This is a genomic window from Marinobacter sp. V34, assembly GCF_055524115.1.
Map to the genome: position 1 here is coordinate 179,569 of NZ_JBUPZY010000001.1, position 16,150 is coordinate 195,718.

12 protein-coding genes are annotated in these 16,150 nt (G+C 56.9%); 7 read left to right on the forward strand and 5 right to left on the reverse strand.

Annotated elements, in window-relative coordinates:
• Positions 1–12 precede the first annotated feature (12 nt).
• From AC0B60_RS00870 to AC0B60_RS00880, 3 genes are all read right to left on the reverse strand, one after another.
• Positions 13–666: a class I SAM-dependent methyltransferase gene (locus AC0B60_RS00870; RefSeq protein WP_465083292.1), complete on the reverse strand. Its 654-nt coding sequence runs from the start codon at positions 664–666 to the stop codon at positions 13–15.
• A gap of 238 nt (positions 667–904) precedes the next feature.
• The gene (locus AC0B60_RS00875) at positions 905–3,079 is read right to left on the reverse strand and encodes an EAL domain-containing response regulator (protein ID WP_465083294.1); all 2,175 of its coding nucleotides are present in this window, start codon (positions 3,077–3,079) and stop codon (positions 905–907) included.
• A 24-nt stretch (positions 3,080–3,103) separates the two neighbouring features.
• Positions 3,104–5,080 carry an HDOD domain-containing protein gene (locus AC0B60_RS00880; RefSeq protein ID WP_465083296.1) on the reverse strand — a complete coding sequence of 659 codons (1,977 nt, stop codon included), beginning with the start codon at positions 5,078–5,080 and terminating at the stop codon, positions 3,104–3,106.
• A gap of 321 nt (positions 5,081–5,401) precedes the next feature.
• Here AC0B60_RS00880 and AC0B60_RS00885 point away from each other — a divergent pair, with 321 nt between their 5' ends.
• The 4 genes from AC0B60_RS00885 to AC0B60_RS00900 all read left to right on the forward strand — a co-directional run bounded on the left by AC0B60_RS00885 (position 5,402) and on the right by AC0B60_RS00900 (position 11,461).
• Complete coding sequence (locus tag AC0B60_RS00885; protein WP_465083298.1) at positions 5,402–6,715, forward strand: MinD/ParA family ATP-binding protein; 1,314 nt, start codon at positions 5,402–5,404, stop codon at positions 6,713–6,715.
• A 251-nt stretch (positions 6,716–6,966) separates the two neighbouring features.
• Complete coding sequence (locus tag AC0B60_RS00890) at positions 6,967–8,505, forward strand: fatty acyl-CoA reductase (protein ID WP_465083300.1); 1,539 nt, start codon at positions 6,967–6,969, stop codon at positions 8,503–8,505.
• Positions 8,506–8,804: 299 nt separating this feature from the next.
• The gene (acs, locus tag AC0B60_RS00895) at positions 8,805–10,751 is read left to right on the forward strand and encodes an acetate--CoA ligase (RefSeq protein WP_465083302.1); all 1,947 of its coding nucleotides are present in this window, start codon (positions 8,805–8,807) and stop codon (positions 10,749–10,751) included.
• A gap of 44 nt (positions 10,752–10,795) precedes the next feature.
• Entirely contained in the window at positions 10,796–11,461 is a 666-nt protein-coding gene (locus AC0B60_RS00900) for a LuxR C-terminal-related transcriptional regulator (RefSeq protein ID WP_007152036.1), read from the forward strand.
• 81 nt (positions 11,462–11,542) lie between these two features.
• Here AC0B60_RS00900 and AC0B60_RS00905 read toward each other — a convergent pair whose 3' ends face one another.
• Complete coding sequence (locus AC0B60_RS00905; RefSeq protein ID WP_465083304.1) at positions 11,543–12,526, reverse strand: D-2-hydroxyacid dehydrogenase; 984 nt, start codon at positions 12,524–12,526, stop codon at positions 11,543–11,545.
• 258 nt (positions 12,527–12,784) lie between these two features.
• Between AC0B60_RS00905 and AC0B60_RS00910 the strand changes: the two genes are divergently transcribed.
• The 3 genes from AC0B60_RS00910 to AC0B60_RS00920 all read left to right on the forward strand — a co-directional run bounded on the left by AC0B60_RS00910 (position 12,785) and on the right by AC0B60_RS00920 (position 14,894).
• Positions 12,785–14,011: a pyridoxal phosphate-dependent aminotransferase gene (locus AC0B60_RS00910; RefSeq protein WP_465083305.1), complete on the forward strand. Its 1,227-nt coding sequence runs from the start codon at positions 12,785–12,787 to the stop codon at positions 14,009–14,011.
• 5 nt (positions 14,012–14,016) lie between these two features.
• Positions 14,017–14,208, forward strand: a complete 192-nt coding sequence (locus AC0B60_RS00915; protein WP_465083917.1) for a CPXCG motif-containing cysteine-rich protein — start codon at positions 14,017–14,019, stop codon at positions 14,206–14,208.
• A gap of 116 nt (positions 14,209–14,324) precedes the next feature.
• Positions 14,325–14,894, forward strand: a complete 570-nt coding sequence (locus AC0B60_RS00920) for a YceB family lipoprotein (protein WP_465083307.1) — start codon at positions 14,325–14,327, stop codon at positions 14,892–14,894.
• Here AC0B60_RS00920 and AC0B60_RS00925 read toward each other — a convergent pair.
• Positions 14,881–16,047 carry an isocitrate/isopropylmalate dehydrogenase family protein gene (locus AC0B60_RS00925; RefSeq protein ID WP_465083309.1) on the reverse strand — a complete coding sequence of 389 codons (1,167 nt, stop codon included), beginning with the start codon at positions 16,045–16,047 and terminating at the stop codon, positions 14,881–14,883. The genes AC0B60_RS00920 and AC0B60_RS00925 overlap by 14 nt on opposite strands.
• Positions 16,048–16,150 lie beyond the last annotated feature (103 nt).

The window sequence follows — 16,150 nt, forward strand, 5'->3', positions numbered from 1 at the left end:
GAGGCCTCGTGTCTATACCTGTTTCCGTCCCAGGATCGACCAGTAGCAGTTCATGTTCAGCAGTTTGAAATGCTTTTTCTCGGTGACCTGCAGGCCAAGGCGCTGCATGTGTTCGGGGTAGTTGTAAATCTTGTGAAAAGCGTTGTTGGCGAACAGCCAGAAGATGAAGACGGCCATGTACCAGTACATTTTCTTGAACAGGCGGGCCACGACGTTGCCGGTTGGGTAGCAGAAGTCGCCTACAACGACCCGGGCGTCGGCCTTGCCCAGACGGATCAGGTGCTCAAGCACCCGCACCATCATGTCTTCGTCAAACACATTGAGGAAAAAGTTGGCGACCACCATGTCGTACTGTTCGAACTCGTCAACCTTCATGATGTCGCTGTGAATGCGGCGGATGGTCAGGTGTGGCGCCTCTTTTTCCTGGGCTTCGGCAAATTTGCGCAGCATGGTCTCGGAGAGGTCTACCACAGTCACTTCCGCGCCCAGTTCCGCGGCACGGATCGCGTCACGACCATGGCCCACCCCGGCAAACAGGATGCGGGCACCGGGCTTTACGGTCTCCACGTCGAGCATGGCGGTCTTGCAGTGATGGATGTTCTTGCCGCTGTAGAGGTTGCTCAGAAAATCGTAAACCGGACCAATGTATTTGTATTTATCGCGCATGGTGACTTCTGCCTGTCCATATCCTGGGGATGCTTCCCTCCTTCTTGTGATTGTTGATCCACGCGAGGTGAATGGAAGGAAGCGCCTGTTGGATTTGAGCTTAGAGAAGCCGGTGGGGGAATTATGTGCAGTACCGCGCATTTCCAGATACATAACGTAACGAACAGCAACACTTTGCAAACCAGATCAACATTTTAGATCTGACTGTCCGACAATGGAGTATCGATAAAGCGGGAGGTTAGAAGGCGACTGCGCGCGCCGGGGTATGTCCGAGGGTTTTACCGATGACGTCTGCAGGCCGCGCCGGGCCGTAGAAGAATCCCTGAACCTGGTGGCATCCCAGGCTCTTGAGGTAGGTGAGCTGTTCATCCGTTTCCACGCCTTCGGCCACGATCTGAAGTTTCAGTCCATGGGCCATGGCGACAATGGCGTTTACGATACAGGCACCGTCTTCGCCTCTGCGGATGGCTTTGACAAAGGACTGATCGACTTTCAGGGTGTGGATGGGCAGTCGGTGAATATAATTCAGGGAGGAGTAGCCAGTGCCAAAATCATCAATGGCAATCCTGACGCCCAATGAAGCTAGTTCCCGGAGTTTCTGACTGATCTGCTCAAGATCGTTCATGATCACGTTTTCAGTGATCTCGATTTCCAGGTTCTGGGGCGGAAATCCGTGGGCTCGGAGTTGAGACATCAGGGTCTCTACAAACCTTGGGTGCTCCACCTGGACCGGGGACAGGTTTACGGCCAGTCGCAGGTCGCTGTGTCCTTCCCGAATCCATTGACCGACATCGTGGCAGGCCTGGTCGAGTACGCATTCACTGAGTTTGGCAATCAGTTTGGTTTCTTCTGCCAGTGGCAGGAAGTCCCGCGGATAGAGCAATCCCCTTTCAGGGTGTTGCCAGCGTACCAGGGCTTCCAAGCCCACCACGCGGTTGCTAGAGGAGCAGACTTGGGGCTGGTAAAACACCCGCAACTCGTCACGCTCCAACGCCATCCGCAGGTCCCTTTCCAGGCTCAGGCGATTGGCGGTGTCAATGCTCATGCTCTCGGAGTAGAAGCGATAGCCATCCTTGCCTCGTGCTTTGACGTGATACATGGCAATGTCGGCGTTCTGGATCAGTTGATCCATGGATTCGCCGGCTTCCGGATAGGTGGCAATGCCGATACTCACACCCACGAAGACTTCATGTTCGCCCAATTGAAAAGGCGCGCGCAGAGCCTTGATCAACTTCTTGGAAATCTGTCTTGCGTCCTCGTAACCGTGGATCGACGGCAACAGCAGAGTAAATTCATCACCCCCGAAGCGTGACAGGGTGTCTCCCTTGCGCAGGCATCGTTCCAGTCGTTGGGTGACCGCCTGTAGCAGGCGGTCACCCATGGCATGTCCCAGTGTGTCGTTGATAACCTTGAAGCGGTCGAGGTCCAGGAACATCACGGCCAGTTTCTGCTCACTGCGGCGTGCGTGGGTGATGGCCAGGTCGAGCCGGTCCTTGAAAAGGGCGCGGTTTGGGAGTCGGGTCAGCAAGTCGTGGTAGGCCTGGAAGTTGATAAAGGCTTCCGCTTCCTTACGCTCGGTCACATCGCGGGCGGTGCCGTAGTAGCGCGCCTCGCGGCCATTGTATTTGCCGTCGTCATGATTGGTGTGGGGCCAGGTTTCCGGGTCAATCGGAAACGCGGTAATTTCGAAGTGTCGGGTGGCTTTGCGGCTGCCACGGGTCTTGAGGCGAACTTCCAGTGTCCGGGGATTGTCGGCCGTAATGTTGGGGCCTTTCAGGGCATAGGTTCCCCGGGCGATGTCCCGGTCATCCAGGATGTGGCGAAAGTGACGTCCACACAGTTCGGCGGGCTGGTAGCCAAGCAGGCTCTCGATTTTGCTGTTCACAAAGCAGAAATGCCCTTCGCCATCGAGCATGAAAACGATATCGGGTGAACTGTTGACGATGTAGCGATGCAGTTCCTCGGATTTTTCCAGGCGCATTCGGATGTGCTCGTGGGCGCGAAGCAGTGAACGCTTGCCGAGCACGCCGTTGACCGTTGCCAGCAGTTCTTCCGGATCGAACGGTTTGCGGATATAGTCCAGTGCCCCCCTGCGCAGGGCGCGGCTGACGGAACTGAATGAGCTTTCACCGCTCACGACAATCACGCCACACTCTGGCTGCCCCGACGACAGGCGCTCCATCACGCCGAAGCCATCCACATCGGGCATGCGAAGATCAAGCATCGCCAGGTCGAACGATTCGGTTTCAAGGATGCGACACGCCATGCGTCCACCTTCCGCTTCGGTGACCTCGTACCCCTTGCTTCTGAGCAGTGAGGCAAGGCCGGAAAGCAGTCTCGGATCATCGTCGACGACCAGGATGCGTGCCTTTCTGTCGTCGCCGTAAGTCCACTCGGTGCTCGCAGGTTTCATGTCAGTACGCCCGTCGTTTCTTCGTCATTTTTCATCGTTTTTTTTATTTGCCGCCGCGGGAAACAGTATTCGGAATGCTGTCCCTCCGCGTCCCGTGCGGCAACTAATGATGCCCTCCATGTCATCAATCAACTGTTTGACCACGCTCAGACCCAGACCGCTGTGGCCCTTGCCCTTGGTGGATCGAACCGGTGAAAATAAGTGTTTTCGAACCTCGTCGGGAATTCCATTACCAGTGTCCGCCACTTCCAGTTCCACCCAGGTTTTTCCGCTCTGCCAGACTGGTGCCAGTGTGTGAATAGCCACTTCGCCGCCGTCAACGAGACATTCTGCCGCATTACGGACCAGGTTAATAACCACCTGCCGGATGACCGCGCCGGGCACGGTAACGTCGGTGGGATCCTCGCACAGATCCAATTCCAGTGACCTGTCGTCGTCGCTGAACAGGCTGTCTTCCAGTAAGTCCCGCAGAATTCTCAGTTCGTCATTAAGATTGCAGGCGCCGGTCGGGTTTGCTGCATCATGGCTCGGAGCCCGGCTGATCTGCAACAGGAGATCCCCTGCGCGATCGAGCTCGTCACGTATAACATCCAGCTCTTCCTGCACTTTTTCATCGTCCAGCCGGTTTCGCAGTTGATAGATATATTGCCGGATGATGGTCAGCGGGTTGCTCACTTCGTGGACCTGGCGCCGAATGGCCTGCCGGGCCAGTTCGGCTTCCATACCGTCCTGGGTGCCGCTATTGGCCAGCGTGGCGGTAACGGCGTCAGACAGTTTTGCGCTGAACAGGCGACCGATTTCTTCTGTCTGGTCAGAGCTGTCATGGTCGGTACCGACGATAAAGACGCCAGCACATTGATCTTCCCCACGAACGGGAATAGCCACCAGAGAAGGGCTTTTCAATAGAGAAAGCAGCTGGCGGTCCAGTACGGTCGTTGTGCGATTACCAAGACACAGGGCGCTGCCGCTGCTGTAGGCCTCGGTCAACACGCTGGTGGCTGGCCCGCTGGCAACCGTGAGATCAGGGATATCGCCGTTGCTGGCGGATAGCAGTGTCAGCCCGTCTCCGGTCTGACCAAAATAAAGTGCCGGCAGGCCGGTGATCAGCGTCAGGCTGGTGACGGTTGCAGCCAGGCTCTCCTGGGCAGTGCCTCTAATCGGCGACAGTTCCAGCGCCTGGCTGGCCATGGCCTGTTTCAGTATGGTCTGCTTGAGTTTGTGGTTGGAGTGGCGGGCGTCGTAGTCTTCCGAAAGCGGAATGCCCAGCGACTCGGCCACGCCGCTTACTTCCTGGTCGATCCTGCGGTTTATCTCTCGCGTGAGTTCTTCATTAAGGCCAAAAATGGTCCCCGCCGCAGCAACGCCCGCCGCGTCCGAAAGCGCCAGGCGGGTTGCCAGACTAATCAGTTTGACCAGATGTCCGGCATCGCGTATTTCCGTCGGCATAGCCTGCTGATAGCGCATAGCGTCAACCGCCATGGGGCCCAGGCCCCATGAATCAACCAGTTCGGCTGCAATATCGGACTGGTGGTCAAAGTAGTATTGCTGGGTTTCTCCAGGCGGGGTTTTTAGTGCGATCAGTTCACCGACGTTGTGCAACATACCCAGCATGAACGCCTGGTCGGGTTCGGGATAGCGGGTCAGTGTTGCCAGGGCTCTGGCTGTCAGTGCGGTGGTCAGTGAATGGCGCCAGAAGTCCCGCAACTGTTGCCACTGGTCTGCTCCGAGTTCGTAGAGAATTTGGCGTAATGCCGCGGTCAGGACCAAGGTATGGAAGCGTCGGGTTCCCAGCCTCAGAAGAGCCTGGTCAATGGAGCGTATTTGCGAGGAGGGGCCATACAGTGCGGAGTTGGCCAGGGCGAGAACGCGTGTAACCAGAGCGGTGTCGGCAGAAACAATATCACTTATGCGGCGATAATTTTCGTCTTGATGACAGGCTTCAAGCGCCCGAAGGGTAACCTCCGGGAGACTCGGTAGCTGTATGTCAGGGGCGATCTGCATAGGCCTGCCTGTTTAACGCGTCAGATATTGTCGTTGGTATCTGACGGATTGTTCATAAACGTTAACCCAATTGAGCTTAGACAATAACCTGCACTTATTAAACAGTTATTGTTCCTTTTTTAAGCAGAGTATTACCCGTGTTGTGATGTGTGTAAACTTTTTACAGGTTAAATGTCGCAAAACCATTCATTACCGTTCATTCAAGTTGCTTGTTTTTGTCTACAGTTAGAACTCCGTCCGGGTTACACTTTGACACAGTACTCAAATTTTTACCCGGATCACGTGTCAGTCGACGGACAAGACAGCGCCTATTAAGCATTCATGACCGACTCCCGCACTTCCAGGCACATTCCGAAGCAACCCAGAACACTGGCGATTACCGGTGGCAAGGGTGGTGTCGGAAAAACATCGGTGGCACTGAACCTTTCCCTGACCCTTGCGCGAGAGGGTTACAGAGTATTGTTGCTGGATGGTGACACGGACCTGGCCAATGTCAGTATCATGCTGGGCCGGTATCCGGAGCGCACCCTGGCCAACGTAATGGCCGGTGAGTGTTCCCTCCGCGATGTGATCATGGAAGCGGAGTGGGGGCTGCACATCATTCCCGGTGCCTCGGGGGTTGACCAATGTGTCGACATGGCCGCTGAAGAAAGCCTCCGTGTTCTCAAGGCGTTGTCGAGACTGGAAAAAGATTACGACTTCGTGATCACAGACACTGCCTCCGGTTTGCAGAAGACCGGCATGCACATGATTGCGGCGGCGGAACTAGCCTGTGTGGTGGTAACGCCAGACCCCGCATCGCTGACCGATGCCTTCTCCCTGATCAAACTGCTGATTCGCCGTGGTTACCGAAGGACGCCGAGCGTTTTGGTGAACATGGCCCAGGGCGCAAGCCAGGCCCGATCTGTATTTCAGCGCCTTGATGCCGCTGCAGTGCGGCACCTGGGGGTGCAGTTGCATTATCTGGGTGCTATCTGGCGTGACGAAACTTTGCGCCAGTCGGTGATAAATCAACGCCCTGTGGCACTGATGCCGGCTTCCGATCCATCCAGCCGTCAATTTCGAACATTGGCTGACATGCTGAACGTGCGGCTGCGCCAGTTGCCACCGAGAAAGGCGGGGATTGCGGCATACTGGCACCGGGTGTCTTCCGGTTCCGCGGACGCAGGGGCAGCATCTGGCGGTGGCGAGGCAAAAAAACCAAAGGAGCCGGCTCAGGAATGTAAGCGGCTGACCACAGAGCTTGGCGAGATACTCGCAGGCAGCAATGACAAGCCACTGCTGCGTTATGAAGCATTCCAGGGGCTTTTTGCACTGTTGGGGCGCAAAATGGACGCGGACACCATTGAGATTATCCAGACCGGTTTAGCCTCCCTCAACTGGGAAGAACTGGGAAAGGATCAGCGAGAGCATATGGCGACCCATCTCCGCCACCTCGCCGCAGAAGTTGACCCTGCGGCAGTTCCCCGCAAGGCTGGCCCAATAGCTAACAAACCGGAACGCGAGCCATACTATGACCGTATCAGCTTTGGCGAGCAGAATCGGTTGATTCGGGCGCTTAAGGAACAGCCGTCCAACATCTCCCTGGACCAGCTTTTGCGCTCGTTGGCGGACACCGACAAGAACGGCTCCTGAGTGTCATTTGTCCGGTTTTTCTCCACTCCTTTTTTTGCATTTGGTCACCTTATTTTATTGTCATTTTATTGATGCAGTTTGTAGCGTAACTTTGCTCTATGTCACCGCACTGTCATTCGGTCTGTGCAAAAATCAGCCTTATTCCCGGAATCGTGGCCCGCAAAATGCAGAGGTAGGAGGCAAGCAGTCTCTAGCCTGAAAACCTACTGCACTTGATGGCTACACAGTGAATTTGAGAAGGAGTTCTCGCCATGGCTATACAGCAGCAACAAAACGGAGCGTCGGCGTCCGGTGTTCTTGAACAACTACGCGGTAAACACGTGCTGATCACCGGTACCACCGGGTTTCTCGGCAAGGTGGTATTAGAGAAACTGATTCGCACGGTACCGGATATTGGCGGGATCCATTTGCTGATTCGTGGTAACAAAAGGCATCCAGCAGCGCGGGAGCGATTCCTTAATGAGATTGCCAGTTCTTCCGTGTTCGAGCGCCTTCGACACGATGACAACGAGGCGTTCGAAACCTTTCTTGAGGAACGCGTTCACTGCATCACCGGCGAAGTGACTGAATCCCGTTTCGGGCTTACGCCGGAGCGGTTCCGTGCGCTTGCCGGGCAGGTTGACGCGTTTATCAATTCCGCAGCCAGCGTAAACTTCCGGGAGGAGCTCGATAAGGCGCTGAAGATCAACACCCTATGCCTCGAGAACGTTGCCGCCCTGGCGGAGCTTAATAGCACTATGGCGGTTATCCAGGTGTCCACCTGCTATGTTAACGGCAAGAATTCCGGTCAGATCACGGAGTCCGTCATCAAGCCGGGGGGCGAGTCTATCCCCCGCAGCAGCGACGGCTACTATGAAACTGAAGAGCTTGTACATCTGCTGCAGGACAAAATTTCCGACGTGAAGGCCCGATACTCCGGCAAAGTGCTTGAGAAAAAGCTAGTGGACCTGGGCATTCGCGAGGCCAACAACTACGGCTGGAGCGACACCTACACGTTTACAAAATGGCTGGGTGAGCAACTCCTGATGAAAGCCCTGTCCGGGCGCTCACTCACGATTGTTCGCCCCTCCATCATTGAAAGTGCACTGGAAGAGCCCTCGCCGGGATGGATTGAAGGTGTGAAGGTGGCGGATGCCATCATCCTCGCCTACGCCCGTGAGAAAGTCTCACTGTTCCCCGGCAAGCGTAGCGGCATTATCGATGTGATCCCGGTAGACCTGGTGGCCAACAGCATTATTCTGTCTCTCGCCGAAGCCATTTCCGAACCTGGGCATCGCCGCATTTACCAGTGCTGCAGTGGCAGTTCAAACCCGATTTCGCTGGGCAAGTTTATTGACTACCTGATGGTGGAAGCCAAATCCAACCATGCGGCGTATGACCAGTTGTTCTATCGTCGGCCCACGAAACCATTTGTGGCGGTCAATCGAAAGCTGTTTGACGTTGTGGTTGGTGGTATGCGTGTGCCGTTATCCATTGCAGGCAAGGCCTTGAGACTTGCAGGCCAGAATCGTGAGCTGAAGGTTCTTAAAAACCTCGATACCACGCGTTCACTCGCCACTATCTTTGGTTTCTACACCGCGCCGGATTATATCTTCCGTAACGATTCGCTGATGGCCCTGGCTTCCCGCATGGGTGAACTGGATCGTGTTCTGTTTCCGGTGGACGCGCGCCAGATCGACTGGCAGCTATACTTGCGCAAGATCCACCTCGGAGGTCTTAATCGCTACGCACTCAAGGAGCGGAAACTGTACAGCTTGCGGGCCACCCAGACCCGCAAAAAGGCCGCCTGACACCCCGTCAATCGGCTGTCCTTTTTATTCGGATCCTGGTTCCCAGGGTCCGGAACGTTACTTGTTGTTTCTGCTGGCAGGTCTATCCTTTATGGCAGGCTCCAAAACAACAGGGTGCCCCTCGTGAAACCGTCATTCTGGCTAAAAGTGCTGGCGGATTGGGACGTTAGTCTAATTCATTGTTCACTGGCACGCGTGTTGAACTATGGGTATCCGTCTTCAGGGCTTTTTTTGCCCGTCACGCTCTTTATTAAATAACCGATAATGACAACAGACTCTGACTAATAAGGGGGAGCACAATGACTGATAAACAGGTTTATCCGGTAAGTCCGGACGTGGCCAAACAGGCCCTGCTAAATCGGGATCAGTACGAGAAGATGTACCGGCAGTCGGTGGAGGACCCGGAAACGTTCTGGGCCGAACACGGCAAGCGACTGGACTGGATCAAGCCCTTCTCGAAGGTAAAAAACACCACCTACGACTACGACAATCTCTCCATCAAATGGTTTGAAGACGGCCAACTGAACGCCGCCGCCAACTGTCTGGATCGTCACCTGGAAAAGCGCGGTGACCAGACGGCCATCATTTTCGAGGGCGATGACCCTGCCGATTCTCGCAACGTCACCTACCGCGAACTGTACGAAGAAACCTGTAAGTTCGCTAACGTTCTGAAAGACCAGGGCGTCAAGAAGGGCGATGTTGTCACTATCTACATGCCCATGATTGTTGAAACGGGTGTTGCCATGCTGGCCTGTGCCCGCATCGGTGCCATCCATTCGGTTGTCTTCGGCGGGTTTTCGCCGGAAGCACTGGGCGCCCGCATTGCCAACGGTAAATCCCGTTTCGTGGTCACGGCCGATGAGGGCGTTCGTGGCGGCCGCAAGATCCCGCTCAAGAAAAATGTCGACGCCGCGTTGAGCAAAGAAGCGGGCGCCGATGTGGACAAGGTAATCGTGGTCAAGCGCACCGGTGGTGACGTGCCCTGGAAAGACGGTCGTGACGAAAGTTACGAAGAGCTGATGAAAGGCGCATCCACGGATTGCCCGGCAGAGCCCATGAACGCTGAAGACCCGCTGTTCATGCTGTACACCTCAGGTTCCACCGGCGCACCGAAAGGCGTGTTGCACACCACTGGTGGCTACATGGTCTTCACCTCCATGACCCACGAGTATGTGTTCGACTACCACGACGGCGATGTCTACTGGTGTACTGCGGACTTCGGCTGGGTTACCGGCCACAGCTATATCCTGTACGGCCCGCTGGCCAATGGCGCTGTCACTGTCCTGTTCGAAGGTGTACCCAACTACCCTGACACCTCCCGCATGGGCCAGGTGGTGGACAAGCACAAGGTCAATATCCTGTACACCGCACCCACCGCCATCCGTGCCCTGATGGCCGAGGGCGAGTCCTGCATGAACGGCACTACCCGCGACAGTTTGCGTCTGCTGGGCTCGGTGGGCGAGCCGATCAACCCGGAAGCCTGGGAGTGGTATCACCGGGTGATCGGCAACAGCAAATGCCCGATCGTCGACACCTGGTGGCAGACCGAGACCGGCGGCATCCTGATTTCGCCGCTGCCGGGTGCCATTGATCTCAAACCTGGTTCCGCCACAGTTCCCTTCTTCGGCGTCAAGCCGGCGCTGGTGGACAACGATGGCAATATCCTGGACGGCAAGACCGAGGGTAACCTGGTAATCCTGGATAGCTGGCCTGGCCAGATGCGTACCATTTTTGGCGACCATGAGCGCTTCAAGCAGACTTACTTCAGCACCTACAAAGGTATGTACTTCACGGGTGACGGCGCCCGCCGTGACGAGGACGGTTACTACTGGATTACCGGCCGCGTGGACGACGTGCTGAACGTGTCCGGCCACCGTCTGGGTACGGCCGAGGTGGAAAGTGCCCTGGTGGCACACGATAAGGTCGCCGAGGCAGCTGTGGTAGGCTACCCTCACGAGATCAAGGGGCAGGGCATTTACGTCTATGTCACCCTGGTTCACGGAGAGGAGCCGTCAGACGAGCTCAAGAAGGAATTGGTCCAGTGGGTTCGCAAGGAAATCGGCCCCATTGCCTCTCCAGACGTGATCCAATGGGCGCCTGGACTGCCCAAGACCCGTTCTGGCAAGATAATGCGCCGGATTTTGCGTAAAATCGCGTCGAACGAGCACGATCAGCTGGGAGATACCTCCACCCTGGCGGACCCGGGTGTGGTGGATGACCTGATCAGCGGTCGTGCGAACAAGTAAAGCCTGCTTGTTATCAGGCTGTGACCCTGTGAGGAATCTGTTGAATGACACAAACCATTATCGTCGCCGATGATCACCCGCTGTTTCGGGCAGCTCTGAAACAGGCGGTCAGTCAGGCGGTACCTGATGCCAAGACAGTGGAAGTGGACAGCATCAAGGCGCTGCAGGCGGCGGTAGAGTCGCATCCGGATGCGGATCTGGTGTTACTGGATCTGAACATGCCGGGCGCCCACGGCTTCTCGGGGCTCGTGTTCATGCGCGGGCAGTATCCCGGCCTGCCGGTGGTGGTGGTGTCAGGATCGGAAGAGATGCAGGTGATGCGCCGTTCGATCGATTATGGGGCGTCGGGCTTCATTCCGAAGTCGGCGCCTCTGCCGACCATCACCGAGGCGATTCAGGCAGTCCTGGAAGGGGATGTCTGGTTGCCTGAAGGTGTGGCGGACAAGATCGAACGGATGCATTCGGACATGACGGACTTCTCCGAAAAACTGGCGTCGTTGACGCCGCAGCAGTTTCGGGTGCTGGGTATGCTGGCTGAAGGGCTTCTTAACAAACAGATCGCTTACGATCTGGATGTCTCAGAGGCCACCATCAAAGCGCATATCACGGCGGTTTTCCGGAAGCTGGGGGTTCGTAACCGGACCCAGGCGGTGATTGCGATCCAGCAGATGGAAATTGATCCTTCGGATACGTCGTTGTCTGGTAGCTGATTGGCCTGAGAAGGTTCTATTGATTCAAAAAAGCGGAAATCCTGTCTTGGGATTTCCGCTTTTTTGTTTGGGCGAGTGGGCTCACTTCTTACTGGCATACCCCAGCTTTTTGTCCACCAGATTGAACAACTCCTCACCCTGATGCCACCGATCCAGGTTCTCCAGGAACTGGTCGGTCAGTGCCCGCTTCCAGCCGATAAAGTCCCCGGACATGTGGGCAGTCATAATGACGTTCTCCATATCCCAGAGCGGATGATCGGCCGGCAGGGGTTCTTCCTCGAATACGTCCAGGGCAGCGCCGGCGATGTCGCCGTTGTTCAGGGCGGCAATCAGGTCGTCGGTCTTCACCACGGGTCCGCGACCGATGTTGATCAGGCGGGCGGACTTGCGCATGGACTTGAAGGCTTTCTCGTTGAACAGACCCTCGGTTTGTGGCGTTAAAGGTGCGGCAATGACAACGAAGTCCGCCAGGCCCAATTGTTCGGTCAGGTCGTCATTGCCGTGTACCGCAACAAAATCCGGGTCGTCGTGGCGAGGTTTACGGGCAATACCGTGGGGTTTCAGGCCGGCAGCCTTGCACAATCTGGCAATCTGGCCGCCTATGGAGCCGGCGCCGACGATCAGTACCTGCTTGCCTTCGGCTCTTTCGGTGTCCCGGTGCTGCCATTTGTGCTCAGCCTGCAGGCGCAGGGAGCGCGGAAAATCTTTGGCGAACATCAGAATCGTGCACAGCACGTACTCGGCAATGGTGCGGTCGAAGATACCCCGGGCGTTGGTCACGGTGACGTCGCCTTCAGTGAGGTCCGGGAACATCAGGGCATCCACGCCAGCACTGGTGGCGTGAATCCACTGCAGCTTGTCCGCCGACGGCCAGGCTGCGGCCAGGGCCTCGGTGCGAAAGTCCGTCACCATCATTACGTCGGTACCTGGCAACGTATCCCGCAGAGTGGGCTCGTCAGAGGCAAAGCGAACCTCTGCTCGTGCTCGCAGCGCATCCATGCCAGGAGGCTCTTTTTCGCCGGGTGCCGTCAGAACGGTTACAACCGGTTTGCTGTGTTGGGTCATCTGTCCTCCGCCAATGCAGTTTGTCCGCGTCCGGCCGCGGGAATCGACAGTCCGGATGTCGAGTCTACAGTCTGGTATCTGACTCTGAGCTGGTCAACCTGAGCCAATATAAGATAAAGGTCGTAGCCCCTGTCATGACGGCTATTGCAGCGTTTCGTCGGGGGTGCCGAATCTTTCTGTTTTATGTCTTGTACGGCCCCTGTTTACTGACTAACCTGCAGGAGTAGCTACTATTTGCCCTGCTTTCAGGAGGTGTTTATGGCAGAAGCCGCCAATCGAGAAACCGGCCAGACCAAACCGCGTAAAGTGAAATACCGGAAGAACAAGGCCAGTTGGAACCCGGCGATGCAGGCGGTTCCGGTGCCGGGCATCCGTCGCATGGTGAATATGGCGGCCACCATGAAGGATGTCATTCATCTTTCGATTGGTCAGCCGGACTTGCCGACACCCAAGCATGTTATTGATGCCTATGTTGACGCGCTGAATGCCGGGCAGACGGGTTACACAATGGACGCGGGCCTGCCCGAGCTGTTGGTTGCCCTGAGGGACTATTACGGCGCGCGCTACAATCGTAAGTTGACCCGCGACAACATTCTGATCACCAGCGGCGCTACAGAAGCCATGTACCTGGCTATTTCGGCAACGTCCGCGCCGGGCCGGCAGTTTATCGTGACTGACCCGTCGTTCCTGCTTTACGCGCCATTGATTCGTATGAACGGTGGCGAGGTCAAGTTTGTGCCGACTCGGGCCGAGAACAACCATCAGTTGGACCCGGACGAAGTGATTCGCGCCATGGGGCCGCGCACCTTTGCGCTGATTCTGAACAACCCCAACAACCCGACTGGGGCCGTTTACCCCCGCAGCACCGTCGAAACCATTCTGGAAGAATGCGCCTATCGGGGTATTCAGGTTTACGCGGATGAAGTCTACGACCACCTGATCTTCGATGATGACGATTTCGCCAGCGTACTGAACTGCTCAATGGACCTGGACAACATCATGTGCATCAGCAGCTTCTCGAAGACCTATAGCATGGCCGGATTGCGGGTAGGCTGGGTGATTGCAAGCCAGGCGGCGATCAAGTCGCTGCGGCGTTTTCACATGTTCACCACCTCTGTCGCCAACACGCCGTCCCAGTTCGCGGGGGTCGCGGCACTCACCGGAGACCAGCAATGCGTCAAGAACATGGTGGATATCTACCGTGAACGCCGCGACAAGGTGGTGGAACTTGTCGACCAGACACCGTATCTGACAGGGTACAAACCCGGCGGCGCCTTCTTTGCGTTCCCGGACTTGCCGCCCCATGTGGACGGTTCTGACCTGGCATTGCGCATGCTGAAGGAAACGGGTGTTTGCCTGGTGCCGGGAGATGCCTTCGGGGAAGGGTGCACGAACGCCGTTCGGATCAGTTTCTCGACCACGTGCGAGAAACTGGATGAAGCCTTCGACCGGATCATCCCCTGGATGGCCAAGCAGCAGTTTTGACCGTTATGTCGGCCCTGGATTCGGTACTTGTGCAATGCCCCTACTGTTGGGAGACGCTGGACATCAGCGTCGACCCCTCGGTGGAGGATCAGGAGTACGTGGAGGATTGCCAGGTGTGCTGCCAGCCGATCCTGATCCACGTAGTCTTCGACGAAAACCTGACCCCTTCCGTGACCGTCCGGGCCGAGAACGAATAGCCTCCGCCAGTCTGCTGCGGTGCCAATGCCATTCCTGAATGATGATTAACCCGCCCGGCTTGCCCGGGCGGCCACCTTGGCTCAGGATAGGAGAATCTGCAAAGGAGAGTTATTCGATGGTCAACGCATCAACCCGCCTGTTTTCTACCTTCATTCTGATTTCCATGATGGCATTGGGTGGCTGTGCCAGCCTGTCCCCCTATTCCATTTCCGAGGCGACACTTGAGCGTCACTTTCAGGACACTGTCAGCGATTTTGATCGCCGACAACTGCAGGGTGGGTCGCCACTCAGCCTGAGCCTGAGCAACGCGGATATTACCCTTGGCCCGGATGGTCGTGACGTGGCGGTCATTGACCTGAGAGGGCAGGTAGCCCTGAATGCGCTGATGGCAAAGCTACCAGTCGATATTGCTCTGAAAGTGGAAGGAGCGCCGGTGTACGACAGCGAGGAGAAAGCGATCTACATTCGGCGGCTGCAACTGTTGGAAAGCAGCATCGATTCGTCGTTTTTCAAAGGGGACCTCAAGCCGGTCACGGATAACGTCATGCGGGTGGTTGCCCAGATGCTGGAAACCATGCCGGTGTATCGGCTGGATGAAGCGGACTTCACCCAGCGCATGTTCGGCATGGTCCCCATGGACGTGAGGGTCGCGCCCGGGCGGCTTGAATTCGTTATGGCCGAGTAAGTGACTCCAGGCGCTCGCGCACGGCGGCGCCGATTTCCTGTGTACCTCTGGATTTGCCGGCGTTTTCTGCGAGGTCGGCGGCCACCGCATCAAACAATTCCCGCCCGGCAGTGGCCACCGCCGGGTCTTTCCGCCCCAGCCATTCCAACATGCGTGCCGTGGTGAACAGCATGGCCGTCGGGTCGGCCAGGCCCTGGCCGGCAATATCCGGTGCGCTGCCATGGGTTGGCTCGAACATCGACGGCATGCCATTTTCGTCGGGATTCAGGTTGCAGGAGGGCGCCACGCCCATGCCGCCGGACAATACGGCTGCAAGGTCAGTCAGGATGTCACCCTGCAGGTTGCTGGCCACCACCACATCGAACGCCCAGGGCGCCTGAACGAACTTCATGCAGGCCGCATCCACCAGTTCGTGGTGCGTTGCTACGTCGGGGTACTGTGTCGCCATTTCCTCGAAGGCTTCGGTGTACATGTCGCCCCAATAGCGCAGGGCATTGCGTTTGGTCACGATGCACACCTGGCTTTCACAGGTTTTACCGTCCAGCGTGCGGAACTGACGAACGCGACCCTCCTCGGCGCGAGCGGCGGCACGCAGGCGGGCCTGCTCGAAGCCGTAGCGGATAATCCGGTCCGTCGCCCGGCGGGTGAACACTTCCATCTGGGTGGCCACTTCGTCCGGCGCGCCCTTGCGGAGCCGGCCGCCCTGGCTGACATACTCGCCCTCGCTGTTTTCGCGAATCACCAGCATGTCGATGTCCTTAGCGCGCTCATCCGCCAGATACTGACGGGCACCGGGAAGCAGCCTGGCGGGCCGTTCGCAAACCCACTGATCAAATCCCTTGCGCATGTCCAGCAGGGGCGCGAGTGAGATACTGTCTGGCAACAGGTAGCGGTCAGGGTCGTCCACCGGGCCGGGGTCGCCCAGGGCACCAAGGAGAATGGCGTCGTAGGACTTCAACTGATCCAGCGCATCGGCCGGCATGGATTCGCCATTTTCCTCGTGCCAGGCATGGGATGGCCAGGGAAAGCGTGTCCACTCCATCGGCAGATCGTGTCGTCTGCGCAGGGTCTCCAGGCAATGTACCGCCTCGGCAACCACTTCAGGACCGATGCCATCACCGGGGGTCACGGCAATTCGGGTTTTCTGGGCCATTCCGGATACTCCTTCCTGTCGCTGTGATCTTAGTGTCAGTCGTGTGATTCAGTGTAGTCATGTGTCATGGGGATTCCACACCATTTAATCCCTCGTTTGTTTT

Excerpts from the sequence above, each read along its gene's own strand:
- AC0B60_RS00915 (WP_465083917.1), top strand. The coding sequence starts at position 14,017 with ATGTCGGCCCTGGATTCGGTACTTGTGCAATGCCCCTACTGTTGGGAG.
- AC0B60_RS00875 (WP_465083294.1), bottom strand. The coding sequence starts at position 3,079 with ATGAAACCTGCGAGCACCGAGTGGACTTACGGCGACGACAGAAAGGCA.
- AC0B60_RS00905 (WP_465083304.1), bottom strand. The coding sequence starts at position 12,526 with ATGACCCAACACAGCAAACCGGTTGTAACCGTTCTGACGGCACCCGGC.
- AC0B60_RS00870 (WP_465083292.1), bottom strand. The coding sequence starts at position 666 with ATGCGCGATAAATACAAATACATTGGTCCGGTTTACGATTTTCTGAGC.
- AC0B60_RS00910 (WP_465083305.1), top strand. The coding sequence starts at position 12,785 with ATGGCAGAAGCCGCCAATCGAGAAACCGGCCAGACCAAACCGCGTAAA.
- AC0B60_RS00900 (WP_007152036.1), top strand. The coding sequence starts at position 10,796 with ATGACACAAACCATTATCGTCGCCGATGATCACCCGCTGTTTCGGGCA.
- AC0B60_RS00880 (WP_465083296.1), bottom strand. The coding sequence starts at position 5,080 with ATGCAGATCGCCCCTGACATACAGCTACCGAGTCTCCCGGAGGTTACC.
- AC0B60_RS00885 (WP_465083298.1), top strand. The coding sequence starts at position 5,402 with ATGACCGACTCCCGCACTTCCAGGCACATTCCGAAGCAACCCAGAACA.
- AC0B60_RS00925 (WP_465083309.1), bottom strand. The coding sequence starts at position 16,047 with ATGGCCCAGAAAACCCGAATTGCCGTGACCCCCGGTGATGGCATCGGT.
- AC0B60_RS00920 (WP_465083307.1), top strand. The coding sequence starts at position 14,325 with ATGGTCAACGCATCAACCCGCCTGTTTTCTACCTTCATTCTGATTTCC.
- AC0B60_RS00890 (WP_465083300.1), top strand. The coding sequence starts at position 6,967 with ATGGCTATACAGCAGCAACAAAACGGAGCGTCGGCGTCCGGTGTTCTT.
- acs (WP_465083302.1), top strand. The coding sequence starts at position 8,805 with ATGACTGATAAACAGGTTTATCCGGTAAGTCCGGACGTGGCCAAACAG.